Source organism: Criblamydia sequanensis CRIB-18 (assembly GCF_000750955.1).
GTDB lineage: Bacteria > Chlamydiota > Chlamydiia > Chlamydiales > Criblamydiaceae > Criblamydia > Criblamydia sequanensis.
In genome coordinates this window covers 62,424-88,214 of record NZ_CCEJ010000007.1, presented here as the reverse complement: position 1 = coordinate 88,214, position 25,791 = coordinate 62,424, and the positions used below count along the sequence as shown (strand labels likewise).

Genomic DNA, 25,791 nt, shown 5'->3' with positions numbered 1-25,791 from the left:
CCTTTTTCTTTTTTCGCTTGCCGTAAGTTCTAATTATTCAAAAATTTTAAAGCAACAAGCATTCATTTTAAGTAAAATTAATTTCACGATTCTTTTTGGTATTTCTTTTTGATTTCACGCCACTTATTGACAAGCTGACTTGCAATCGGAATCGTATCTTTTCCGTAAGCGCCATATCTTAAGTAAACCACCACCACAAGCTCAGGGACGCCATTTTTATCGCGAATGACAATAGAATTAGATTCTCCTTCCGAATTTTCAAACGAGATCCCTCCAAACCATAGATGGTTGTATTTATTGGTTCCATAAAGGGCATCGATGTCTATTCTTTCGATGGCCTCAGATGTGCTTGTTTTTCCAACAAGCTGTCCCCTCAAGCCTATCAAACTTGGAATGGCTTCTTTAGAGTCTTTATATAGTTCTTTAAGACCCCATAGAGCCGGAAATTCAGACGCACGTAATACAACCCTTTTCATCCCTTCGATCAAAATTTTTCTGACCTCTTCCGGTAAAAAGATTTCTCTTATGACTTCTGCAGGCTTTTGCTTAATGATGTTTTTTGATTCTGATTTTGTAGATTCTGTAAAAAGAGGAAAGTCAATCCCTAGATATCCCATTTTATCTGAAAATAAAAAGGGCGGCCTTGTATCTAGGATTTCTTCGCCGCGTTTTGGAATCCTTCCAATGGAAAGATGAAGAATTTTAGGCTTTAAGACCTTACCGCCATTTGCCAAAGCAGATAGCATGACAGCTGTTTGAAGCGGGGTCACAATTAAAGAGCCTTGCCCGATTGAAAGAAAGTAAAGGTTCGTTCGATCAGAAGAGACATCTTCCGGAACGCTCCCTGAAATTTCATGCATCAGCTCTATGCCTGTTTTACTACCGTAGGAAAACATTTTAGCAGCTTTAGTTAGATCGTCAGGGTCTTTTAAAATATCACCCGCTAAAAGAGCAAAGTAGGGGTTGCTTGAACGCTCAATTGCGGAAATAATATCCATCTTACCCAAATGGTTGGATAAGCTTCTCGGCAGCCTTCCTCCTTTATAAAAGCGGGGAATCGCCTTTCCATTTAGATGCGAGCCGACAAACTCATCTTTTCCTTCCTTTCTAAACTCATCTATAATTTCAAGCGGGTTTAAGCTATTGGAATTGGCAATTCTACCGCCTAATGATTTATATCGCTGCGTTAATGCTGTGTAAGCGGTTACAAGCTTAAAGATAGAACCCTGAGTGGTTGAATGGCGGTAGGCATAAGAGCGTGCGTTTCCGAAACCATAAATAGGATAGAAAGCCGAAGCAAGATGCTTTTCAAGCTGTTTTGACGAATCGCTTCTGATTCCGAGATAGCGGCCGAGAAGAGGCCTGTCTAAATCTTCAAAAGATCGAAAAGTTTGCAAAAATTCTACCGCAAGATTCACTTCCAATCGTTTAAATTTTGATTTAAGTGTTTGATAGGAAGAATACCAATTGCTATAAGAATGTGCGCCTTTTTCAAGTTCTTTATGCCATGTGGAAAAATATTGGACATAAGGCCCCAAATTTTCATCGGGATGAAACTCTTGCCAGTGCCCCATTAGAAACGCGGTTATCAATTGCCATTTATGGCGGGACCAAAATTTATGGAAAAGTTCATTTTCTTTTTCATCTATATAATCAATATAAGATCTTGAAAATTTTTTCTCAGCTTTTTCTAAAGCTCTTTTTTCCTTAAGAAAGTTTTTTTCGTTAGCTTCTCTCCAAGGAGCAAATGAAATTTCATGAAATAGCCCCTTCGCCATAGTTTTAACTTCATGACGAATGGCGCTTGCCGCTATCAATAACTCCCTATATTCATTAAGTGTCATCTTACCAACGGCTTTTAAAAGATTTTCGCCAAAACGGTCTTGCAAGACAAGCATGCGGCAAAGATCAATCATCAAGGATTTTTCATGATTATAAATGCACTCTGAAATACTTTTGACTAAGGTTTGTTTTAATTTCAGAGCTTGAGCTTCATGGAGATGAAAACTCTCTTCGATTTTCTTTTGAGCTAAAGCTCCGATTTTAGAGCCAGATTGGATATGGGGTTCAGAAGAAAAAAGATAATTTATCAAAACCGTCAAATTTTTTTGACCGCTTAAGAATAAAAGCTCTTCTCCTGATCTTGCCACTTTTACGGCTTCATCAAGTGTAAATCCTTTGGATAGCTTTTTCTTTAAGACACTTGTTTCCGGCAGTAAAAAATCCAGATAGGTTTCCCAGCTTAGACTCTTTTCTTCTTCCTGAATGCCCTTTAAAGGATCGAACCGCTCTCTTTTCATGGGAACTTTACCGTCCCAAATAGCACCAAGATAAGCTTCTGTTTCAAACCAGCGCAAAATATTGTTTTCTTTTTCCTGCTTGATTTTTGAGTCGCTTGAATGGATAAAATCGTTTGGGTCAAACCTTGGGTGAGACGCTAAAGCCAATATCTCTCCCGTCCTCGGCTCCATGGCAACAATGGCTCCCCCTTTAATCCAGGGATCTTTTGGGGATTTGCTTTTCTCATAGTCAGAAATCCTAGGCTTCCTTAAGCTTTCATTTTGGATAAGAAGCTCTTCTGCGTACGCTTGAAGCTCTGAGGAAAGCGTTAAAAGAAGGCGATGGCCGGGAAGAGGGTTTCTTCCGCCCGGAAGCTCCCTTAAGAAATTTCCCCTCGCGTCAGAATCATAATATTTTTTTCCATGATAGCCTCTCAAATCCTTTTCAAAATAGCCTTCTACGCCCATTTTTCCAATGGAATCAACCAGAGTATAAGCTTTATCCTTTAACTCTTTTAAGCGGGATAAACCTTCCTCTCTTGTCAGAGTGATAAAAGACTCTTCTTTTTCTTCTTCATCATTTGAAAGAAAAGCCTCTAACTCTTTAATTTCGCTAATGATTTTATCATATTCTTGTCTGTTGATAGCCCCAATATAACCTATGATATCAGAAGCTACTCGCCCAAGCGGGTAGACTCTTTTGGGGTACATGCCCGCTTGAAGCCCTAACCAATCTTTTTCGAGCATCTTTAAGCGGTAAAACTCTTTTTCAGTTAGGTCTTCCTTAATGACAAAAGGCAAGTGATTATAAAGAGAAGCTTTTGCGTAAATTAAATCTACAATTCTTTTGGGATCTAAATTGAGCTCTTTTCCTAAAAATTCCGCAAGCTTTTGAATGTACTCTTTTCTTTTATTAACCCGTACCCTCTCGCCATTTTCTAATTTTGTATAGCCAACTGTTGGAATCTCTTTTATTTGCGAGTAAATAATACTGGCTCGATATTGAATTTTATTAACAGCCAGGGGAATATTGAACCGATCGCGAATCGTCGCTCTTTTAGCAGGTTCTAAAACAGTTTTTTTCTTTGGCTTGACCGCCTCTTCGTAGCGATCATCGCTTTGTATAACGGTAAGATGCCAAAGCCTGAAAGAAATGAGCAAAAAAGCAATAAGGATATAGTTTAAAATTTTATTGATCTTTTCGGAAATTTTAGAATCATCAGATGAAGAATAGCGCTCTTTTGGCTTAGACATGGAGGATCCTGACGACTCGATAAAACTTGAAGAAATTTGATGCTAGTTAACAAAAAAATTGAGATAGGAAACCAATTCAATTTGTTTTTAGATAATAGTAGGACGCCTCTTTTTTCTTCAACCTCATGTGTGACCTATTAATAAACTATCATTAGACTTCTTTCTAAATTCCATTCAAATGTTAAAATTGCTGACTATCACTTTAAAAATCGCGTAAGAAGAAAGTGCTAATAAAACTACTCCCAAGCCCAATTCAGATTGAGCTTCAGGGTCGCCGGAAATGACCATTAATTTCCGTGTAGAGTCAAAAAAAAGATAAGCTCCTGCTCCGCATCCGAAACTGGCAACGCAAAAAATCCCAATAACCGTTATCTTAACTAAATTACAAGTTTTTCTATTAGGTATCTCTTCTCTTACAGCTCTTCCGGACATATTAGGCATGAGATCTTGGGTATTATTCGACGAAGGCGCTCCTGTTGCGTTTATTCGAGCATCCAAGAAACCTGGTTGATTAAGACTATAGGCTGTTCCCTCTACATTCATTCGCGATAACCTTAATTTTTTTATCAAAGGAGGTTTGGTAAGAAAGCCATTTTCAAAATCAAAAACTTGTTTCCAGACATCTTTCCAAAAATGTTCTATATGACACTCTGGGCAATAAATCAAGTTTCAAAGGCCCAAGTTTAAACGTTTCTTACAACACGAGCACCTCCAATTCGCCTAAACAGAAGAGGCCTCTTCAGGCAGCTCTCTTGAAGCAATCTTACGAACGGCGCAAACACCCGCAGCAGTCATTCCTAAAACTGTGATAAAAGTAACAGTTAGAAGAATAAATGCGAGAACAATCTCACCAGAATCGGGTCTATCTTCCGAAGAATTCTGCAACTTCTTAACAGCTTTGGCTAAAAGAAATAAAGAGGTCCCTCCCCCAATGACCGATGCTACCAAGATTGAGCCTATAGTGAGCTCAATCACACGAGAGAGAGCTCTTTTAGGGGGCTCTCGAGTCACAGCTCTTCCGGACATATTGACGATCAGAGATTGACGCTCAGAATTAGATGAGTGATTGTTGGATCCGATTTCAATTTCCGGTAACGATTGAGTTGTAAAAGATTCCGTTGATCCAGCGGCTTTCATTTGTATCCCCTCTTTTTTCAATTAAAAGGGTTTAGCAGGAAAAGAGGTTTATTTTCAAAATTAAATTTTTAGAATCAGGGTTGAAACCTTGGAAATCAAAAGCTGATGAGTGTTTAATTTTTTTTAAAGATTCTCAAAGAGAGTCTCTTATACCTTGCAGAGCGATTCGCCTTTTACGGGATTCTTGGATGACACTAGTACAGGCGGTTAAAGTGCAGGTAAATGAAAACGCTAAAACAAATATAAAGGTAACACCAAGTATAACAGCTCCCGTATGGAAATCAAGAAGCGAGTCTTGATCGCTTGGCCATTCCTTAAACCTCCTAGTAGATCTATATAGAAAAAATAAGCCGGCTGATCCCCCAAAACCACCAAGGGTCAAAATAGCAAAAGCTAATGCCATAATGTAATTGCAGAGGCCCGGTTTCGGAGCTCTTCGACTCGCTTGCCTTCCGGAAAGGTTGCCAACTTGCGCTTCGTCATTAGATGGCACTCTCTCTATTTCGTTCTCTGAAACAACTTGAAGATTATCTGTCCCGTCCGTTTTTATTTCCCCTGTCAGCAGCATTGGCGCTCCTTATTTTTTAATCAAAAGGTTTAGCAAGAAAAAGCATTATCTTTCAAACAAGGGAAATTAATTTTTTCGTTCTTTATGAGCTTTGCCTTTGTCTTTACAAGGCTTTCCTTCCTGGCAATCACTGCAGCAAGGTTTCTTTTTAAAAAGAGCTCTTTCTTCTTGCTTGAGTCCGCTTGGCATAAATGAAGCTAGGCAAGGGATGGAAAACAAGGTCATAGCCGCTACAAAAAAACAAATATTTTTTTTCATTTTAGGACCTGGATTTAGGGTTTTTCAGCTCCTCTCAAACTAAAGGGCAAGATTATATTATTCAAATATTTTATTATTACATTTGTTTTTTTAACTTTATTAAGTTGCCGTCTCAACTCGTTTTCCCTTATAATACTTTTTTTTTAAGAAAATGTAATGTTATGCTACGCATTTATTTTAGCAATCATCTAGATCATCTCTTCTCCTTTCTTCGTGATAATTTGCTCGAAAACCAAGGACCTTTTGAAAAAAAAGAGATTGTCATTCCGCATGCACCCTTAAAATCATGGATTCGAGCAAGACTTGCTGAAGACCCTATTTTTGGAATTGCTGCCGGAGTAGACTTTTACTTCCCGCATGAATGCTTTGAGTTAAAAACGAGATCTTCTTTTTTTAAAAAAATCCCGAGCGATACTGAGTTAAGCTTCGCCATCAGCCACTATTTTTTTAAAAGAATTAAAGAGGATCCAAAGGATCTAGACCAAGAGCTCCTAAAATTTTTTAATTTAAAAAATCAAAAGTGTCTTTCCTTAAAGGAAGAAAAGAAATTAATATTATTCTCAAATGAGCTTGCAAGCCTCTACAATCACTATAGCCGTCATGAAAAAAACGCTAACGTTTTTTTTGAGAATCTAAAGGAAAATTCCTGGCAAAAGAAACTTTGGAGTTATCTTTTTGGAAAGCAAGGCCTTTTTTCAACAGTCACCCAAGGGCTTGAAAATTTCCAATTTGCAAATGAAAAGAACCCTAAAGGAGGAAGCCTTCATTTATTTGCCCCTGCTTTCTTTTCCGAATCAGAACTTGCCTTTTTTTCAAAACTTTCAGAGTCAACAAGCGTTTCTCTTTACGTTTTTTCATTAACCCGTAGTTTTATTGGAGACGTTTTATCTAGAAAGGAAGCGGCTTACCTTTCTCGAGCCCTCAATACAATGCCGGGTAAAGAATCTTTTTTAGAACATTCCTCTCTTTTTTTTGACAGCAACCAACTTCTCGCTAACTGGGGAAGATCAGGCAAATATTTTTTTAATGCTTTAGATTCCATGGAGTCTAAAACGGATTGGTTTGAAAAATACGAGATTCATTCAGAAACCAAAAATTACTCTTCTTATCAAAATTTATTAGACAGCGAAATTTCTTTTAAAGAAGGAAAGTTTGGAATTCTTCAAGCCCTTCAAAGCGACATCATTCTTGGACGAATCTCAGAAAAGGCGCCTCCTTTAGAAATTCATGAGACTTATGAAAACTCTCTTCGCATCCATAGATCCGTTTCCAAAAGCCGGGAAGTAGAAGCTTTGTATAATGACCTTGTCTTTCTGTTCGAAAATCAAATTGAAAGTTCAAAAAAAATCGAGCCTCAAGAGGTGCTTGTCGTAGCTTCCAATATCGCTTTATATGAACCTTATTTTCATCGTATTTTTGGCTCGCCTGAAAGCAAGCTTCCTTATCGTGTGGCAGAAATTCAATTTCCTGAAAAAAATCCCTTAATCCAAGAGTTTCTTTTGCTGTTAAGGCTAGGAGAAACTCGGTTTGAGAAAAAAGATCTTTTTAAACTTTTGAACTCAAAAGCTCTTAGATCCAAATTTGGTTTTGATGAGGAAGCCATTCAACTTATAAGCAAGTGGCTTAAGCCTTATTTATCTTGGGGATTGTCTGAATCCCATCAAAAGGAATTTTTACAAGAGGAGCATCAGATAGAGATTGAGACCTGCCTGAAACAAAATTCTTTAGAGGAAGCCATCTCTCATCTTTTAAGCGACCGGCTTAAAATAGAGTCTTCCGAAAAAGACAATTTTTTAGGAGTTACGGGACTTAGTCTTTTAGATCGGCTTATTGTTTTTTTAAGGTCTCTTGAACATGATTTAAAAGCGTTTAGACAAATTAAGAAAAATTTGCAAAGCTGGCAACTTGAGTTGACTTACCTGCTTAAGGATTACTTTGACATTGAAATTGACGATTTTAAAGAAGATGCCGCGCATTTACTTAAAGCTTTTCAATTAATCGGGCGAATGCAAACCCAAGAGGATTTGTTATTTAGTTTTGGAGCAGTAGCGCTTTACCTCGATAAAATTTTGCAAAATGTTAAAATTTCACATAGGGATTCTTTGCAAAATACCCTTACTTTTTCAACCCCTAAATCAAGCAGATCGATTCCCTATAAAATCATTGCCTTTTTAGGTCTGCAAGATAACTGTTATCCAAGCCTTGGTAGCAAGACAAGTCTTGACCTCTTAAGAAAAAGCCCTCTACACACTAATTATCCAAGCGAATTAGACCAAGACCTCCAATCTTTTATAGAACTTATTTTAGCCTCTCAGGAACATTTGATCTTAAGCTATACCTCGACCACAAAAGAGAAGGAGCCCGGAGAGAACTCAGCTCTAATCCGCGAGCTTCTTGAATATTTGGATGAGGCCTTTCTTATAAAGGGACAAAAACCTTCTAACGCTTGTTTTTTTAAACACCCTGAAAAAAGTGAAGATGAAAGCTATTTTACTTCCGATTCTCCATTAAAAAATTACCGAAAATCATGCTTTAAGTCAGCTCAAAACAAAAGATGCCAAACAAAGCTTTTTATGCCTTTGCAAATTTCGGAAGATGCAAGCGATTCAAAAAAATGGGTAAAAGTTCTCGAACTCAAAGAAATCAGCGCTTTCTTAAGAAATCCCCTCAAAACCTTTTTTAGAAGAAAATGGGATGTTTCTTTTTATCAATCTAAAGAGAAAAAAGAAACTTTGTCTCTTGGATTTTATCAAATTCAAGACCTAATGATGAAATCTTTTACTCCTTCGAATAATAACTCTTTAGAAAAGCAATTTTCTAAAGAAAACCTGCTTCCCGGGATCGTTCAAAAAGCGGCTAAATATCGTGTGAAAAGAGAAAAAGACAATCTTGAACAACTTTTTTCTCTCTATGATAAAAAATTGGATCTTCTTCATACGGTTGATTTCCTGCCGGGAATTCCAACCCTTAAGCAAGTAGGAGAAAACAAGTGGGTGGCTCCCGCTTTTAAATTCACATTTGAGGGTCAAGGTTCTATAGAACTTCTTGGAAGCTTAAAATCGATTAGTAAAGCCGGGATTATTTGTTTTTCAAAGCAAGATATGGGCTCTTTAATTCCTCATCTGCCGGAGCTTTTGCTTTATGCTTCCCTTATTGAAACCTATGATTTCCCTTTCGAAAAAGCTTTCTTTTCCATATCGGATAAGCCTGCCTACGTTCCCTTTTTGGAAAAAAAAGATTCTCTAAATTCTCTTAAAAGTCTTATTCAGCACTATATAGATAGCCTTCAGCACCCTTTTCCTTTGCTTCCTGAATGGATCCAACCGGTTGCGGAAAAAGATTGCGTTAAGCTGAATGATATCTTGCAGGGTTCCTTCGAAGAGAGAGAAATAAATAAGGGTCCTTTTTTAGAGCGGAACTTCCGCTCCGTTGCTTCTTTAGACGCGGATCACCTCATTAAAGCCTATGAAAAGCCGAGCGCTCTTTTAAAAGACCTTGTGGAACCTTTTATTTCGAGGGGTAAAAAATGAAAGCGTTCAATGTTCTAGATAGAAACCTTCCCTTATTTGGAAATAAAAGCATTTCAGCTTCGGCCGGAACCGGAAAAACTTTTGCCATTGAACATCTTGCTTTAAGGTTTCTTATTGAAAAAGACTTATTGCTAGATAGGCCCTATACCCTGGATGAACTCTTAATCGTAACCTTTACAAGAGCTGCGGCAAAAGAGTTAATAATACGCTGCTTTAGAGCGATCAAAGAAGCTCTTTTTCTTGTCAAAGCTTGGTTAAATGATGAAGATTTAAATACCCCCCTTGATTTTTTAAAACAATACAAAGAAGAGGGCAAAGAAAGACTTAGGCAAATTAAGCATTATCTTGAAATTGCCATTCAATCTAAATCTGAAGCTGCCATTTACACCATTCATGGTTTTTGCGCCAAAATGCTTCAAGAACATGCCTTTGATGCCAATATTGATAATAAAGGGGTTATTTTTGATAACTTTGACCGCCTTGGCTTGGATAGGCTTTTTAATGACTTCATTTATTTAAATCTCAACGAAAAAAATATAAGCGCTTCTCAATTAAACAAGCTTCTAACTCAAAGGGAAGCGAGGGAACATTTAAAAAATGAAATTTTAAAGTTATCCGAGATGCCTTATGAAATCGCTAAGAACCCACCTTTTTTTGAATATCTTCAAAATTTTAAAAATATTAGAAAAAACTTCCTTTCACGCTATAAGGTTACTAAAGAAAACGTCATTTCAGATCTAAAAGCCTTTTTTATTGAACCCTCAAGAAAACATGATAAGAGAAGCCTTATTTACTTCTCAGAACTGCTTACGCATCTTTTTGATGAAACAAAAGAAGATAGCGAACTTTTTGATCAATTTATTGCAGAAAGCGATACTTTCGAGGACTTTTCGATCTATGCAAAAAAAGCTGAGGCACATTCAATAAAGAAAAAGCCTCTTTATTATCCGCATTTATATGAAGATTTAAATGAAACCCTTTCAAAAACGATCTTGGAAGCCTCCCAAAAAGAGAGAATTCTACTAAATTTAGCTTTTTCCTTTAAAAGTTTGCTGAAAAAGAAGACGGAAGGCTCTGAATACTTTATTCCTGATGCTTTAATTGAAAAGATGTCGCTTGTTGCAGAGAATCCTTCTTTTCAAGAAACTTTAAGAGAGCGATTTAAAAGCGTTATCATTGATGAGTTCCAAGACACCGATCCAAGGCAATGGAATTTATTTAAAAAACTATTTATATCACCCGGCCAAAAGGGTCCAAACCTTATTTTGGTAGGGGATCCAAAGCAATCCATCTACCTTTTTCGTAGCGCCGATATCTATACCTATCTTGATGCCATAGGACATATTGATAAAGAGCATCACTATTCATTAAACTGCAATTATAGATCCAATAAGGAGCTTGTCGGCGCAATAAATCGGGTTTTCAAAGCGGATTACGCCCCTGATTTTTTTAAACTTCCAAGAAAAGAATCTTCTTTTCCCTATGAAAGCAATCAAGCGGATGAGACAAGAAAAATTAAGCCTTATCAGGATGATTTAAAAGCTTTTCACATTTGTTTAGCCGAAGTCAAAAAAGAAGATTTACCCTCCCTCAGACATTCCAAAGATAATTTTTTTGAAGAAAAGTATTTCTTTCCATTTTTAGCGTCGGAAATAATAAGACTCCATACTCAATCTTTGGTGCCGTTTAAGGATATGGCTATACTAGTTCATTCTCATACGCAAGCCGACACTATTTCATCCTATTTAAAAGAAAGAAATATTCCTTGCAAAATACCAAAACCAAAATCTCAAATCGATGAAACTTTATTAGAAGATCTAAGGTCCATTTTGGAAGCTCTTCATGAGCTTAAAAACGAATCCCTGGCAAAATCTGCGCTAACAACCACATTGCTTGGTTTTGAAGCTAAGGATCTAAAAAAAATGGAAGATCTTCTCTTTCAAGAAGACGTCTATGTTTATCTCACCTCTTTAAAGAAATCTCTTTTGGAAGATGAACTAGGCATTTTTTTTGAAAAGCTTTTTAATTTTAGTATAGAAGGCTACCCCTCCCCAAAAGATCGCTTGTCAAAGCAAGTGGATGGCGATACATATTTTATGCACTTCCAGGGTCTTATCGAAATCCTCTTAGAAGAAGCAAGAAAATCAAGACTAACCTCGTATGATCTTATCTCCCTTTTAAAAGATCCTTTTTTCTTTGCCGACCCGGAATTAGAAAAAGAGCTGCAAGCCTATTTTGAAGAAGGGAAGGATTCTGTCATTATCGAAACGATTCACTCAAGTAAAGGCCTTGAGTATGAAATTGTTTTTGCCGCAGGCCTTTACAGATCCTCAAACAAGAAAGAGGCGATATTTCCTTCCTACTCAGAGGAAAATGGTTTCACCCTAAAAGTTCGAAATCAGGAAGACCCCTCTTATCTTTCCTACCTCGATGAATTAGAAGCTGAAAAAACAAGACAGTTTTATGTTGCGTTAACAAGGGCCCGGGAAAGAGTCTATTTGCCTTTTCCGATCTATGAAAAGACAACCGTTGATACCCCCCTTGATCTTTGGCAACAAGCTTTAAAAAAAGGTTCCCTCTCAGGTCAGGAAGAACTTTCTCCCCTTTTGAACTTTTTAGAAGCCTCTAAAAATGAAATTTCATTTCAATATTTAGAGAAAGCCCCCGTCATAGTTTCTTTTGAAAAACCTGAATTAAAACCCTTGATCTTTACCGAAGCCTCTCTTTATCCCTTTAAAAGAAAAAGCACTCACTCCTTTACCTCTATTTCAAAAGCTCTTCATGACCTCAAAGAACCCAATTTTGAGTGTGCAAGTCCTGTAGAGAAACCGCTTTTGCCGGCCGGAATTGAAACCGGTATATTGCTTCATAACATACTTGAAAATGTGGAAGCTTTTAATTGTCGCAATCTTAAAGAAATCATTGAAAAACGATCTAAAGGGACTTCTCTTTATGAATATAGAGAGGAAATCGAAAGAATATTGGAAAGCAGTTTTCAAGCTAAACTCTTGAATTTTACTCTGAAAGATATCGACCTAACAAAATCAATTCGCGAGATGGACTTTCTTCATCCAACGCATCGCTCATCTCAAGAAGAAGAGTATCTTCAAGGGGCGATAGACCTAATCTTTTACCATGAAGAAAAATACTATATCCTCGACTGGAAAACAAACTGGCTTGGAAATAAAAAAGAAGACTACGAAAAGGAATCCTTAATAGCCGAGATTGAAAAAAATCGATATGACCTGCAAGCTAAAATTTATAGGGAAGCTTTAAGAAAATATCTAGCGATTTATGAAAAAAAACCTTTTCATGAAATTTTTGGAGGCTGTTTTTATCTTTTTTTAAGAGGGACTGTTTTTGGGCCTGAGAGCGGCGTTTATTTTATTCCCTTCAAGGAAAGCTGATGAATTTTTTGCCAAAACATAAATTAAGCGCCAGGATAGGCGAATGGCCTTTTGTTAAGGCCCTTTTCGAAAATGATTTCTTTGGCAGTTTAGAGCTTGAATTGATCTTAGAAGCCAAGAAGTTGTTTTCCAAGCTATCTGAAGAAATGGCCCTGGCCATTGGTTTTGTTTCTTTGGCCGAAAAACAGGGCCACCTCCTAATTCAATATGAAAAAGCTTCTCTCTTTCCTCCCTCACGTGTTTTAGGTGAAATTCAAGAGAGGGATGACTCTCTTTCATTTGAAAAGATCGATCTGGCCGTAACGAACGGGATTAAAGCCTTAGAGGAACTTTTTCAAGACCTCCCTTCTGAAGAAAAGGAAACCTCTTTTATTTTGGCTGAAAAGAAAAAGCTTTATCTAAAGAAAAATTGGAAGCAAGAAAAAGAAATCGTTTATCAGCTTAAACGCATTTTATCTCAAAAACCAACCCTTAAAATTAATCTTGATGGTTTTCAAGCTCTTTTGTCTCAAAAACACTCTCAAAATTTATTTGATGAGGTTCAAGCAAAAGCCATAAATTCTATCATTCATCATTCCCTTGGCCTCTTGACAGGGGGACCTGGAACCGGTAAAACCTATACCGCAGCTCACGCTTTAGATCTATTTTTTAATTCCCTCTCTGATGATGGCAAACAAAATTTAGATGCTGCAATTGCGGCCCCGACCGGAAAAGCTGCAAGCCATTTCCTAGCGGGGCTTAAAAAAATAGTGAAGGACGATTGGATTGAAAAGGCGGATTGCGGAACGCTTCATTCTTTACTAGGTCAAGAAAATCAATTTGAAGAATCCAAAGAAGGTTGGCTATCAAAAGATCTTGTTCTTATCGATGAAGCCTCTATGATTGATTCCCATCTTTTACTTCGTCTTTTAAAAGCTATGAAAGCAGGCTCTCGTTTAATACTTATTGGCGATAAGCATCAACTTCCCCCGGTCGATGCAGGTTCGCTTTTCGGAGATTTTTTAGACGGTTTTAATAAACATGTCTTCTTTCAAACTATTATCTCTGAGCTTGAGAAAGGGAAAAGACAAGAAACTGAGTCCCTTTCACTTTTTGGAGAAGCTATTTTGAAAGAAGATATCGAAACAGCCTTATCTTATCTTAAAAGCGATGAAAATTTAGAATGGACCGAATGGGGCGAAAAAAGTAAAAATAGCGACCTCATAAAATCCATCCTGCATGAGAACTTTAACTTCCTTTTAGAAGAAGAGGATTCTTTAGATTTTCTCTTTAGCCATCTTAAACGCTTTTGCGCTTTAACCCCCCTAAGAAAAGGCCTTTTCGGCGTTGAGCATTTAAACAGTTTTTTTCTTAAAGAAATTAAAAAATTAAATAAAAAAGAAACTTTAGTTCTTCCCATTATGATTACCAAAAATAAAGCGTCGCTTCAATTATTTAACGGGGAAATCGGCTTTCTTTTTTGCAAAGACCCTTTCCAACTCCAAAAAGGAGACCGCGCTTATTTTCAAACCAAGCCTCAAGAATTTAAAGAAATCCCGGCGCTTTTACTTCCGGAATTTGATTTAGCCTTCTCTTTTACCATCCATAAATCACAAGGCAGTGAATTTGAAAAGGTTCTTATTTTGTTTGGAGAAGAAGGGGCAAATTTTGGAAAAGAGATTCTTTATACCGCTGTCACACGGGCGAAACGTAAGCTTACCCTTTTTTCAACAGAAGAAATTTTAAAAAAATGTGTTGCTTTTAGCGGCAGACGCCTTTCGGGGCTTCAAGAAAGGATTCTTGATTTATAAAAGAAGCTGTTTTTAAAGTCGCAGGGCTATTTTCCTTAACCTCTTTCTCCCAGTCTTCTATGGGAGTGATGCCATCTGCCATATAGGTTGTTTTAAGCCATAAAAGGTAGAAGAGAGGGCCGAAATTATAGGCGGCATCTCTTGTCAATTCATAATAGGAAGGCCTTGGCAAAATTGAAGAACTGGTGTAAGAGCTATTTTGCGGGGCATAAAAAGTATAGGCTATCTTATACACCGGTTTATTATGGATGAAATTTTCCCATTCCTGGACGATAACCGGAATGAGGTCATACCCTTCTTCCCGTAAAAGTACTTTCGCCATGTCTTCTCTTGAAACTTCAATGAGAACGCCATTTGTTACATCACTGTCGGACTCCGAGGGAATCACATTAAGCATGCCCCGAGCTGCCGGATCAAAAGGAATTCCCCACTTGGAATTAGGTTTAATTTCAACATCGCGATCAAAAACCCTTTTTATATTGTAAGCTATAGCCATTTTCCTTGTATCCATCGATTTTTGGCCAAGAGTTTGTTCAGCCGAGGTTTTATCCATCCCCCCCCCTGCCATAACTAAAGATCAGAAACTTCTCTTCGCCCTTATCTGTTAAGTAGTCTATAATTTCAGGATAAGGATAGCTCCATGAGCGATAGTCTTTTAAGGAATTCTTAGCTTCTAAAAAAGAGGTTGTTTCAGCAAACGTTTTTGGGAAAATAGGTATAAAGCAGAAAAAAATAATAAAAATTAGTTTCAAAAGTACATTCTCCTCAAACAAATAGATAATGCTAGTAAGCATCAATTATTCTATAGAAGACGTCTTATTTTTAATAATAAGGTCATTTAATAAAAATTTCAATTTTTTATTGATAAATGTATTGAAGATATATCTTATTTATAGTTATTGCTTTATAAAAAATTAGCCGGATAGTTATAGGTGATAAATAGAGCCTAAGTATAAACTGAATTGTTTATGTTTCTTCTAAGAGGACTTAAAAAATTTGAAAGACGAACCCCTTCTTCATCAAGCTGTTTTAGAAAATGATTTAAATACCTTAGAAAAATACAAAAAGGACCCCTCCCATTTTCTTGAAACCAATGAGCTTGGATTTAGTGCTCTTGAACTTGCAAAACTTTTAAATAAAGAAACTTGCATCCAATCCTTAAGCGAAAAGAAAGAAAGCTATTTTAAAGTTCAGAAAGATAAAAGCACTGAGCTTGACACCTTAACTGCTAAAACGTTTAAAGAAAAATTTCACGTAAGTCTTATCCCTACTCTTTATTTTGAATCTTACGAAAAATTAAAAAAAACGATTCGGGAAAAAAGCCTCACTTTTTCATTCTTAAACATAGGTGCCGAAGCAAGAGAAAAAGGCAAGTTTTATAGGGAAGATATTTTCGATGGTTTTAAAGCCCCCCTTTTCATAAAAAAAATATCCAGGAAAAAAGGATTTGGCCTTTTTGCGGAAGTCAAAATCCCCTCAGGTGCAGCTATTGGCGAGTATGCAGGAAAAGTTGAAGAGCATTCTCTACTCTCAAGAAAAACAACTAACCCCTACTGCTTTGAATACCAAAGCGCTTTTTGGTCTTTTAATAAACGCTTTATCGACGCCTCTTCAGAAGGCTCCTTAATGCGGTTTGCCAATCATAGCGATCTGCCAAATGCTGAACCTGTGATGGCTTACGATCGAGGACTCTTGCATATTTTAATTTTTACAACAGCTCCCATTCAAACGGGTGAAGAAATAACTATAAACTATGGCGAAGATTTTTGGATTAACAGGAATAAATGGAAAGCTTAAACTGGATCTTACTTAACCTTAAGAAAAATGCAACTGCCAAAAAATGATTTTATTTGAAGACATCTCGAAATCCTACGGGGAAAATCCTCTTTTTGCACATGTTTCCTTCTCGATTGGAAAAGGGGAAAAAGTCGGGCTTGTCGGAAGGAATGGCTCCGGTAAAACTACACTTTTTCGATTAATCACAAAAGAAGAGCCCTGCGATGGGGGCCGGATCTATGTTCCAAAAGGGTATCGCATCGGCTATTTGAAGCAGCATCTAAAACTTAGCGAACCGACTGTTTTAGAAGAGGGTGCGCTAGCACTTCAAGAAGAAGAATCGCATCAACATTATAAGGTTGAGAAAATTCTTCAGGGCCTTGGCTTTTCAAACGAACAGTTGGAACAACCCCCAAGTCTTTTGTCTGGTGGTTTTCAAGTCCGTTTAAGCCTCGCTAAAGCCTTGATATCAGAACCTGATTGTCTTCTTCTTGATGAGCCGACAAACTACTTGGATATTGTCTCGATACGCTGGCTTGGCAAATTTCTTGAATCCTGGCCAAAAGAATGTCTTATCATTTCACATGACCGAAGCTTTTTAGATTTAGTGACGACCCATTCCATCATGATTCATCGCTCATCGATTAAAAAGCAAAAAGGAAAAGTCGATGATCTTTACCGGCAGATTCTAGTAGAAGAGGAATTGCATGAAAAAACAAGACAGAATTTGGAACAGAAAAAAGCCAAGATAGAGGAATTTATTGACCGATTTGGCGCTAAAGCGACAAAAGCCTCCCAAGCTGAATCAAGAAAAAAAATGCTTAGCAAAATGCCCTCGTTAGAAAAATTAAATGATTTAAAGCACTTAAACTTTAACTTTAATTATTTTGAAAGCCCTGCAAAAAGACTTTTGCATGCCGACAACCTTTCCTTCTCTTATGATCACGAGGATAGAGCGACCCCGCATCTTATCCACCGATTCTCATTAGAAGTTGAGATTCAAGACCGTATTGCCATCATTGGAAAAAACGGCGAAGGAAAAAGTACTCTTTTAAAGCTTATGGCCTCGCAAATTAAACCTCTTCAAGGCCAACTCCTGCCTTCTCCTCATTTACGGATCGGCTACTTTGGGCAAACCAACATCGATCGATTAGACAAAGACAACACGATTTTCGAAGAAATTGCAAAAGCGAACCCGCTCCTTGCAGCTCAAGAAGTGCTTGCCATAGCCGGCGCTATGATGTTTAGCAAGGACGCACAAGAAAAAAAGATAAATGTTCTCTCGGGAGGCGAAAAAAGCAGGGTTTTACTTGGGAAAATTCTGGCCTCTTCTTGCAACCTGCTGCTACTTGATGAACCCACACACCATCTGGATCTTGAGTCGATCGAGGCTTTAAAGACAGCCCTTGAGTCTTTTAAAGGGGCTTATATTTTTGTAACGCATAATGAAGACATATTAAGCGCGCTTCCCTTCAATAAAATCGTTCACGTCAAACAGAACGCTCAACAACTTTTAATAGGCGGCTACGAAGATTTTCTTTCAAAAATGGGTTGGGAAGAGCCTGAAATTTTTACTAAAGAAAATAAGGTTTTAAAAAAAGATCCTTCAGAAAGCCTAGTTTTACGAAATCATTTAAAAGTTCTTAAAAATAAAATTTCTAAAACAGAAAAAGCCATTGAAACTAAAGAAGGGGATTTAAAAAAAGAAGAAGATAGGCTTATGAAAGCTTCTTTTGATTCTAAGGCTAAGGAAATCGCAGAAACTTCCAAAATCATTAAAGCCATTCAAGAGGAGTTGGCCTTACTCTTTGAAGATTGGGAGAAAGAAAGCGAAGAGCTTGAAAAATTAAAATCTGAACTTCTTCTGAAAGGGTATATTTAACCGCTTGAAAAATAGTTATCCCCTCGATTAGATTGAAAAAAAGTTTCTTATTTTTGGAAAAATAATGTTGTCCTTACAAAGCTTCCTATTGTTTCTCGCTCTAACTTGCTTAACCTCTCTTTCGGCCAAGGATGAATGCCATTATCCTTTTCCCCTTCGTTATAAAGTTTATGATCTTGGCGATACAGACCTGCCCTCGGATTATCTTGCAAGGCATGCTTGGCCCATTTCTTTAGGGCCTCGCATCAATAATCAAGGACATATCATTTGGAACACTTCTAATGGCGGGGTTTTTTGGGACCGATGCAACCGAAGGCGATTTTTTTATTACAAAAAATACCCTGCATTTTTTCACGCTATTAATGACAAAGGGCTTACGTTAACATCGGTTAATTCGGAAACCGGAAAAAACTGGTTTTTATGGCCCTCAAGCATTTGGAAATCTCAGGAAAGCCTTATTGAACTTCCTTTCAGAAACAACGGCTTTGCAACTCAATATCACTTCTTTGCCATAAATAATAATTCGACGATTGTTGGCACGAAAATTGAAAACAACATCCCTAAATTTTTATTTTGGACGCCTGAAAGACAGGAGCGCTACCTTAACTTTGGCCCTTTATTTGATGTGAATAACTCTGATAGTATGCTAGGCCTTGAAATTTGCGATCCTGAAAAGAAGCCTTTTATTTGGCAAGTTAAAAGCGGGTTAATCGCGTTTTCTGATGATACCAAGCTTAATCGCCCTTCTGAAAATGTCCTTTTTAGAGAAAGCGCCATTGCAAGCGACAACACGGTTTTTGGCTCTTATATAGGAACCAAAGATAATTTTATGTATCATTGGAACTATTCTTGGAATCCTTGCGATGACTTATTCATAAAAATGGATTTAGACCAAATGAAAATCTCGGCCGTTAATTCCATTCACACCCTTGTTGGAAGTGTGAATGGCCATGCGGCTATTTCATATAAAGGAAGTGTGCCTGCAAAGCTAAGCGATCTTGCCAATTACCATGATGGTTCTTTGCATTTGTTGGAAGCAACCGATATAAATGATCTTGGTGAAATCGTAGGCTACGGTCTTTGGGAAGATGAAATGAGAATTTTTCTTCTTATTCCGGAATGCGAGCCATGACTGATAATAATAAAAAAACCTTTGCCCCTTTTCTTAAAGGTTTAAGCCTTACTTTAATTTTGATTTTGTTCGGGCTCGGAGCTATTAAAATTATCGCGAACACTTCCAATTCTTCAACAGAAAAAGCGATCGCAAGAAAGCTTGCCAAAGAAAATGAAAATTTTAAAAAATTAAAATTTGATCTTGTCGACCCGGAACTTGCCCCGAAAGGCATTCATGATGCAGTCTTACTTGGGTATAACATCATGATAGATACTCAAAAATATGCCAAAGATTTTGTCGGAAATAAGTTAAACTGCACGAATTGCCATTTTTCAGGGGGAAATACAACAGGAGGCGAAAATGGCTCTATTTCACTTGCCGCGATAGCAAGTGCCTACCCTTGCTATAACAGCCGCTCACAAAAAGTTCTTTCACTTGGAGAGAGAATCAATAGTTGTTTTGAAAGAAGCTTAAATGGAAAGCCCTTGGCTCTTGGAAGCCAGGAAATGGTGGCCCTGGAAGCTTACCTCCATTGGATTTCAAGGAATTATCCTATTTATGCCCCTATTCCATGGAGAGGATTAAAGGAGTTAAAAGCTGAAAAAACGCTCTCCCCTTCGAATGGAAAATTAGTCTATGAAAGAACTTGTGCGCTTTGCCATGGCAAAGAGGGCGAGGGCGGAACAAATATCCCTCCTGTTTTTGGTGATAGAGCTTATAATGACGGCGCAGGGATGAATGATCTCGGCACTTTAGCTTCCTTCATTCATGCGAACATGCCTTATGAAAATCCTACCTTAACTGTCGAAGAAGCCTTTGATGTCGCAGCATACATTATGGAAAAGCCCCGTCCTCACTTTGACAAGGAGTAAAACGTATGAAAAAATTTTTTCTCCTTTTCATTTTTTTATCAGGTACTCTTATTTCTCAAGAAAAGCTATTTCAAGATGTTCTTACAAGAGAAGTCGGTATTAAAACCTTAGTTTTTCATGACAGCCAAAGAGAACGCCTATTAATCACGGAAATTTATCATCCGAACCACACCACCTCTCAAGGAAAATCCACTAAAGATCTTTTTGATAGAAACCTTGCTGCCAAAGAAATTCCTTTTCTTGAGGGAAAAGACAAACTGCCTCTCATCTTATTTTCTCATGGCTATAAAGGGGATCGGTTTACCTTAAGCTGGCTTCAAGAGACTCTTGCGTCCTACGGCTATATTACAGCATCTGTTGATCACTTTAGCAGCACCTGGTATTTGCAAGACCCGGAAGAAGCGATGAAAAGATGGGAGCGGCCTCTAGATATTCAATTTGTTTTAACTTCGCTTTTAAACGATCCTCTATTCGGCCCTCATATTGATTCTGAAAGAATAGGATTTATTGGCTATAATTTAGGGGGATTGACGGGCATTTGGCTAGCCGGCGGTGTGGCCAATCTTTATCGGAAACCCAATCTATATGATAACGCATCTTTTGAACTTGATGAGGGTACAACAGATTTAATGCTAAGTGAAATTGATTTCAATAAAGGTAAAGAAAATTTTAAAGACCCGAGAATAAAAGCCGAAGTTCTATTCTCCCCTGTCTATGGTTTTGCTTTTGATAAAGAAGGTTTAAGCACGATTCAAATTCCTATTTTAATTATCGCGGGAGATCAAGACCCGGCTGATCCTAAAGAGAATGCCATCCATTTTGCAAAATGGATTCCAAAGGCTAACTTATCTCTTTTACAAGGGGTCAATACAGCGCTTTTTGTGAATGAAAGAATCCGTTTAAAAGATAAAAACATTCCCGAAAACTTTAGGAATCTTCATCGAGAGATAGTTAAAAAAATTATTCAATTTCTTTCAGCCGCTCTGCCTTCTGAAACGGTTCAAAAAATACCTCAACTAGAAAATACCCTACCGTAAAATTTAAACTAATTTTGTTCTATTCCCCCTGCATTATTAGTTAAAAAATAATCATTTATTAATTAATAAGACCTATCTATACTCTATTATTTTTAAGTATTTTAAATACAATTTCTTATTAATAATAACAGTAGGCTCTATGCAGAATTTTCTTGATTTAATGAATCCTCTAAGCTCTCGCTATAACGCATGTGCTGATTTAAATAAATTATCACCTGTAAGTTATGTGACAGTCATTTTCGTCACAGCTATAGCTTCTCTTTTAACCGCATTTCTTGGAACAGCCCTTGTTTTCCGTCTCTTAGTGGGCCGTCTAAAACCAATTGAGCTTCCTCCTGCAAAGCCGACTCCTTTAACAGATACGGCCACGAAAGTTGCGGATTCAGCAAAAGATTTACTTCCGGGGGCTAACCCGGCCTCCAAAGAACCACCTCTTGCCCCTCCGCCGCCTGATTTAAAACCCCCTTCGCGAACTAGAAATTCAAAAGAGGAAGTTACTCTAGCCTCCTATTTCGATGGGACTCGCACACTTAATAAAAGACAACCTGTTGCCACCCCTCAAGTGCCTCATATTGAGCAAGCTTCTGATGAGGGACTAACGCCCCCTCCTGCGCCCACACCGCCGCCTGTAAAGGCTCTTCCTTCTCAGAAGTCTACCCAGGCTTTTACCTTAGATTCTTTTTTTGATGGCACGTTATCTCTTAAGAGTGAAAAAATGGTGTTATCAAATGGCGTTATTGCTCAAGTTGAAGCGAACCAAGCTTCGGGAACATCTGAGTTAGAACCCCCGATTAAGAAAAATTCAAGCGTCGAAGATTTAAAAAAATTACTTGAACAAACAGGCTCTTTTAACGACGAAGTTGAAACGTTTAAGCAGACCCACTGTATCCAAGAAGAAGAAGGCAGCGGTAAAATTGAAAAAGAAGCCAAAGAACTCGCTGAAAAAGAAGAAAGCGATTTTGGTTTTGAAAATCTATCGCTTGAATCCAGTATCTTTTTTAATCAAAGAACAAGAAATGATCTTGGGCTTAACCCGGAAGAGTGCAATTTAACTTCTTATCTTTCGTATCTTAAATCGGATTGGAGTGTTTCAAATGGTGTTCAAGAAACCCCAATCACTTTTAAAGACGGCAAAATCATTCCTATTGATTCAAGTGATGAGGAAGGGAAAAAACTTGCCTTAAGTAAATTCTTGCATATCTTGAAAGAAACTTATGGAACAGAGCTTTCTCACGTCGTTATCTATCGCTACAAACTTAATGAAGAAGTCTTAACTTTAGAGACGATTAAAAAAGCCCTTATCGGAGTTTCGGCAAATGTTAAGGCAAGCGACCTTGAAAAACTATTTACAGAAATTAAAAAGGATGAAATTTCTCGCTATAGAGCTTCAGAACTTTTAAAGAAAATAGACTTGGCTCACTTTGAAGCAATTAGAGCTAAAAACGAATTTAGAGAATTAACTTCTGAAGACATTCAATTTTTGCTCAAAGCTTTCAAAACTTACCAATCAAATGATTCAGCTGAGATTGAATCTATAGGCGGAAGCCTTTCTTGGACTCTTTCTGAAAAAAGCGCTAGCGATTTTTGTCTCACACACGATGTAGGACTTCTCTCCACTCTTTCTGAATGGAATGATTTAAGACTTGAACTAGACTATGAGGGAGCCCTTTCTGAATATATAGGGAAAACCGTAAGTTACCATGAACTTAAAGAAGGCATGGTGATCACGCTTCCTCGGAAAGACAATACGTTTTGCTTTTATAAGGTAGCGAGTAAACTTGCCCCCAAAAAAGATGCCGTGATCTCCTTCCTTTTTGTTCCTTTAATCGAAAGCCAGGATCTAGACCCATCCACCGGGCCTAATGTGCATTTAACCTTTAGAGGGACCATGCCGGGAGTAAATGATCTAGACTCAGGTGGAAGCCTCTATAGAGACCAGGATTGGACAGGGATTGGCAGACGTGCGTTTAAGGCAAGAAAACCGGAAATTTTAGAAATGGTAACTTCTTACTTAGAAGCCTCTCAACCTTCGCAAATTCATATCTCTGGCCATAGCTTGGGCGCTTGCGATACGCAAAGAGGCTTAGCCTTCCTAGCTTCTCACTACGCTAATGCTGAAGAGACAAGCCCTTTAAAGAAAATTAAAGGCCTTCATGCAGCCGGCCATAACCCGCCAAGAGCCAACCCAACTGTGAACTTAGTTTTAAAAAAAGCAGTTGCTAAAATATCAAAGCAGGAAAAACCGATTGATATGTCTTTACTCTATGTCCGTTATTTTGACAAAAACTATGAAGATATTGTTCAAAAATGCGGAGACGTTTTAGCAGGAACTGATACGGCAAGCGGACCAATTGATGGGGACGACGAAGTATTTAAAAACGCAGCCTTCTTCAAAAGGCGTATGATTGAAATAACGATGGATGAGGAAAATGACATCTCTGGAATTCTTCCACGCCATACGTCAAGAGCTTTTAATAAAAGAAGGTATCCTGAAACCTTTACTTCGAAAAAGCTTGACTGTGCCAAGGAAGAAGATAGAAAAGCCTTCGATAAAATAGCGGCACGCCGTTTTGAATGGGACGAAAAAAACTATTCTGCTTTGCAAAAAGTCCTTTATGGGGCGTTTTGGTATTCCAGCTACTTAGTAAGAACGCCAAAAAATTATCTTATAAGATTGCCTTTCCATGGGCTTTGCTATCTTGGACTCGAAATTCAGCGTCAAATGGCAGCCGACCCGCAAAGAAGACATATCTAATTAGATAAAGCTATTCTTAAAAAGAGCTTCTTTAAAAGAAGCTCTTTTTTTTTTGACTACTCCTAGAAAATCTTGAAGCAAAACCCAAGACGAGGTATCTAAATCTTTGTAAAAGATTTTTTTAGGGAGCCTTGGTTATTTCAGATTTACTTTTCTTTAAAGCCAATAAAATTAAAACGGCTTTAAAAACATTAAAAAATCTTCCAACGGATAAAGAGGCTTATTACGATTACCCCTCGGGTAAAATCGTAATTTTACCCAAGTCCTCGTTGCACTTGCTGTCTCAGCTTCGAGTCTTCTATCACGTATCCCTTAGGAAAAATTGGAAAGAGTTAGCGCGAGATTTAGAGATTCGAATAAGCCGTTTATCAAATGCTTTATCTAAAAGAATTTATAGTGAGAAAGAAAACTTTATAAAAAAAGGCCCTAATGCCAAAAGCGTTTTTGAACTTAGAAAAAAGTTTCACGCCTTTTTTGATTTGATTGAAGATCTCTATGTACTCGCGAATCAATTAGGCGGCGAGCACCGAAAAACCATCTTTGAAAATATCCAAAAAATTTATATCCGCTCCATCAAGGAAAATGAAAAAATTTTAAAACCCCTTCATTTTTTTACAGAGAGCTTTGGCAGCTTCCAATCACTTTCTTTAGAATCGTATCAAAATTTTCAAGATAAGCCATGGGATGAAAAAATCAGCATTCTATCCAAAGCAGGCTACCTTTTAGCAGAGATGATCAGCAAAAAAAAAGAGCTTGGAGAATGGGCTTCACTCATCGATCTGGATGGAAAAATGCAGCTATTTTTCAACACAGCGAAATCCATGCTTTTTAAAGAGCTAAAGGAAATGGAACAAAACCCTAAAAAAGCGGAGTCTTTCAGAAAAGAGCTCACTTTTTTAAATATTTATCTTGAAAGCTTACAGCATCCCGATTCGATTGGGAAAGAATTAAGCTATAGCCTAAACCACATTTTTCAAGACAAAGAAGCCTTGCTTAAACCTCCTACAAGCTTTTTTTCCAAAAATTTAAGCGCTCTTGAAAATTTGGTTCAAGACGCTAAAGAAAAATTAAAAGTTTTAGAAGAAAACAAGGAAAAAAAAGAAAAAGAAATTCACGAACTTCAAGATAAGCTAAAAATCGAAAAGGGGAGCTTTAACTTTAAATCTTTTGCCTTAGATACCCTTGCAGCGGCTCTTCCTAAAACAGAGTTTTTGGAAAATGTTTCCTTTCAAGAAGAGCTAAAAGAATCTAATCAATCCATTCAGATCCTAACTCGTCAAATCAATGAAAAGGAAAAAAGAAGCCCTAAAGAACTTCAGGAAAAACTTTTTCAAATCGGGTTATTAAAGCCAAGCCTTGATGAATTAAACCACCCTGAAAAGCTGCTTGCAAGCGAAAGTTTAAGCGCCCCGTTTGAAAAAGCCCTTTCTTCAATGCTTGAAACAAAGTTAACTATAGAGCATGAAATCTATTCTCTAAACAGTACTATTGCCAAAATAGAAGAGAATATAAATTCTCATATAGCGCTGCTCAAATATGATTTGCAAGTGCAAGACAAACCGCAAGAGGAAAAAGAAAACAAGCTTAAGATGCTTGAAAAAGACGCGGCCCTATTAAAAGAATTTGATGACAATTTAGAAGCTATAAAACAAGAGCTTTCTATTTTTAATAGTCTCCTTTCCCCTCTTCTCATCACAGAGGAGGAAGCTAAGGACTTATATCATTCTTTGGCAAATCCTATTATGTCAGAAGGGGCTCAAGGAGAGCTTCCAAAAAACTTAGAGCCTTTAAAAAGGGCGTACGAGAGCTTAATTTATGCTATAAAGAGAAGAGATGCATGCATTTTAACCCCGCTTCTTGTTTACAAACTAAGCTTGGAATCTAAAAAGCAAGACATCGAATCGATTTACTTTATGTATAACGAGAAATTACAAGTCCTAAAAACCCTTCAAAAGCAGAGCCAAACCCCGATTAACTTAACTGAGCTCCTTATTGAAAAGGAAATAAAAAAACTAGGCAGCAAAGAAATTGAAACGGAAATTGCTGAAGCTAAAAAAAACCTTCACTATTTAGAGGGGATTAAAGCCGTTCTTATTACACTAACTCTTGTTCAAACTACCTAGAATTTCTTC

Annotated in this window: 17 protein-coding genes; 10 read left to right on the top strand and 7 right to left on the bottom strand. The window is 37.5% G+C overall.

Features of this window, described 5'->3' with window-relative positions:
* Positions 1-83: 83 nt before the first annotated feature.
* From CSEC_RS07495 to CSEC_RS07475, 5 genes are all read right to left on the bottom strand, one after another.
* Entirely contained in the window at positions 84-3,533 is a 3,450-nt protein-coding gene (locus tag CSEC_RS07495) for a penicillin-binding transpeptidase domain-containing protein (RefSeq protein ID WP_041017838.1), read from the bottom strand.
* Between the two features lie 174 nt (positions 3,534-3,707).
* Complete coding sequence (locus CSEC_RS07490) at positions 3,708-4,076, bottom strand: hypothetical protein (RefSeq protein ID WP_154017660.1); 369 nt, start codon at positions 4,074-4,076, stop codon at positions 3,708-3,710.
* Positions 4,077-4,253: 177 nt separating this feature from the next.
* Complete coding sequence (locus tag CSEC_RS07485; protein ID WP_041017836.1) at positions 4,254-4,670, bottom strand: hypothetical protein; 417 nt, start codon at positions 4,668-4,670, stop codon at positions 4,254-4,256.
* A 133-nt stretch (positions 4,671-4,803) separates the two neighbouring features.
* Positions 4,804-5,238, bottom strand: a complete 435-nt coding sequence (locus CSEC_RS07480; protein WP_041017835.1) for a hypothetical protein — start codon at positions 5,236-5,238, stop codon at positions 4,804-4,806.
* A gap of 66 nt (positions 5,239-5,304) precedes the next feature.
* A complete protein-coding gene (locus CSEC_RS07475) occupies positions 5,305-5,496 on the bottom strand; it encodes a hypothetical protein (RefSeq protein ID WP_041017834.1) in 192 nt (63 codons plus the stop codon).
* 161 nt (positions 5,497-5,657) lie between these two features.
* Between CSEC_RS07475 and CSEC_RS07470 the strand changes: the two genes are divergently transcribed.
* The 3 genes from CSEC_RS07470 to recD are packed head-to-tail and all read left to right on the top strand — an operon-like array spanning position 5,658 to position 14,223.
* Positions 5,658-9,026 carry an exodeoxyribonuclease V subunit gamma gene (locus tag CSEC_RS07470; protein WP_041017833.1) on the top strand — a complete coding sequence of 1,123 codons (3,369 nt, stop codon included), beginning with the start codon at positions 5,658-5,660 and terminating at the stop codon, positions 9,024-9,026.
* A complete protein-coding gene (locus CSEC_RS07465) occupies positions 9,023-12,433 on the top strand; it encodes a UvrD-helicase domain-containing protein (RefSeq protein ID WP_041017832.1) in 3,411 nt (1,136 codons plus the stop codon). Before CSEC_RS07470 ends, CSEC_RS07465 begins: the two co-directional genes overlap by 4 nt.
* The gene (gene recD / locus CSEC_RS07460) at positions 12,433-14,223 is read left to right on the top strand and encodes an exodeoxyribonuclease V subunit alpha (RefSeq protein ID WP_041017831.1); all 1,791 of its coding nucleotides are present in this window, start codon (positions 12,433-12,435) and stop codon (positions 14,221-14,223) included. Before CSEC_RS07465 ends, recD begins: the two co-directional genes overlap by 1 nt.
* Here the strand turns inward: recD and CSEC_RS07455 are convergent.
* Positions 14,174-14,776: a hypothetical protein gene (locus tag CSEC_RS07455; protein WP_041017830.1), complete on the bottom strand. Its 603-nt coding sequence runs from the start codon at positions 14,774-14,776 to the stop codon at positions 14,174-14,176. The two genes, recD and CSEC_RS07455, sit on opposite strands and share 50 nt — an antisense overlap.
* A complete protein-coding gene (locus CSEC_RS07450) occupies positions 14,769-14,975 on the bottom strand; it encodes a hypothetical protein (protein ID WP_154017659.1) in 207 nt (68 codons plus the stop codon). The genes CSEC_RS07455 and CSEC_RS07450 overlap by 8 nt, the downstream gene beginning before the upstream one ends.
* Positions 14,976-15,219: 244 nt before the next feature.
* Between CSEC_RS07450 and CSEC_RS07445 the strand changes: the two genes are divergently transcribed.
* From CSEC_RS07445 to CSEC_RS07415, 7 genes are all read left to right on the top strand, one after another.
* Positions 15,220-16,020 (top strand): SET domain-containing protein-lysine N-methyltransferase, encoded by an 801-nt coding sequence (locus tag CSEC_RS07445; protein ID WP_041017828.1) that lies wholly within the window; start codon positions 15,220-15,222, stop codon positions 16,018-16,020.
* 43 nt (positions 16,021-16,063) lie between these two features.
* The gene (locus tag CSEC_RS07440) at positions 16,064-17,881 is read left to right on the top strand and encodes an ABC-F family ATP-binding cassette domain-containing protein (protein WP_041017827.1); all 1,818 of its coding nucleotides are present in this window, start codon (positions 16,064-16,066) and stop codon (positions 17,879-17,881) included.
* 64 nt (positions 17,882-17,945) lie between these two features.
* On the top strand, positions 17,946-19,013 hold the full coding sequence (locus tag CSEC_RS07435) for a hypothetical protein (RefSeq protein ID WP_041017826.1): 1,068 nt from the start codon (positions 17,946-17,948) through the stop codon (positions 19,011-19,013).
* Positions 19,010-19,867 carry a c-type cytochrome gene (locus tag CSEC_RS07430; RefSeq protein ID WP_053331887.1) on the top strand — a complete coding sequence of 286 codons (858 nt, stop codon included), beginning with the start codon at positions 19,010-19,012 and terminating at the stop codon, positions 19,865-19,867. Before CSEC_RS07435 ends, CSEC_RS07430 begins: the two co-directional genes overlap by 4 nt.
* Positions 19,868-19,872: 5 nt before the next feature.
* Positions 19,873-20,904, top strand: a complete 1,032-nt coding sequence (locus CSEC_RS07425; protein ID WP_041017825.1) for an alpha/beta hydrolase family protein — start codon at positions 19,873-19,875, stop codon at positions 20,902-20,904.
* Between the two features lie 139 nt (positions 20,905-21,043).
* On the top strand, positions 21,044-23,659 hold the full coding sequence (locus CSEC_RS07420) for an alpha/beta hydrolase family protein (RefSeq protein ID WP_041017824.1): 2,616 nt from the start codon (positions 21,044-21,046) through the stop codon (positions 23,657-23,659).
* Between the two features lie 131 nt (positions 23,660-23,790).
* The gene (locus tag CSEC_RS07415; RefSeq protein ID WP_041017823.1) at positions 23,791-25,782 is read left to right on the top strand and encodes a hypothetical protein; all 1,992 of its coding nucleotides are present in this window, start codon (positions 23,791-23,793) and stop codon (positions 25,780-25,782) included.
* Positions 25,783-25,791 lie beyond the last annotated feature (9 nt).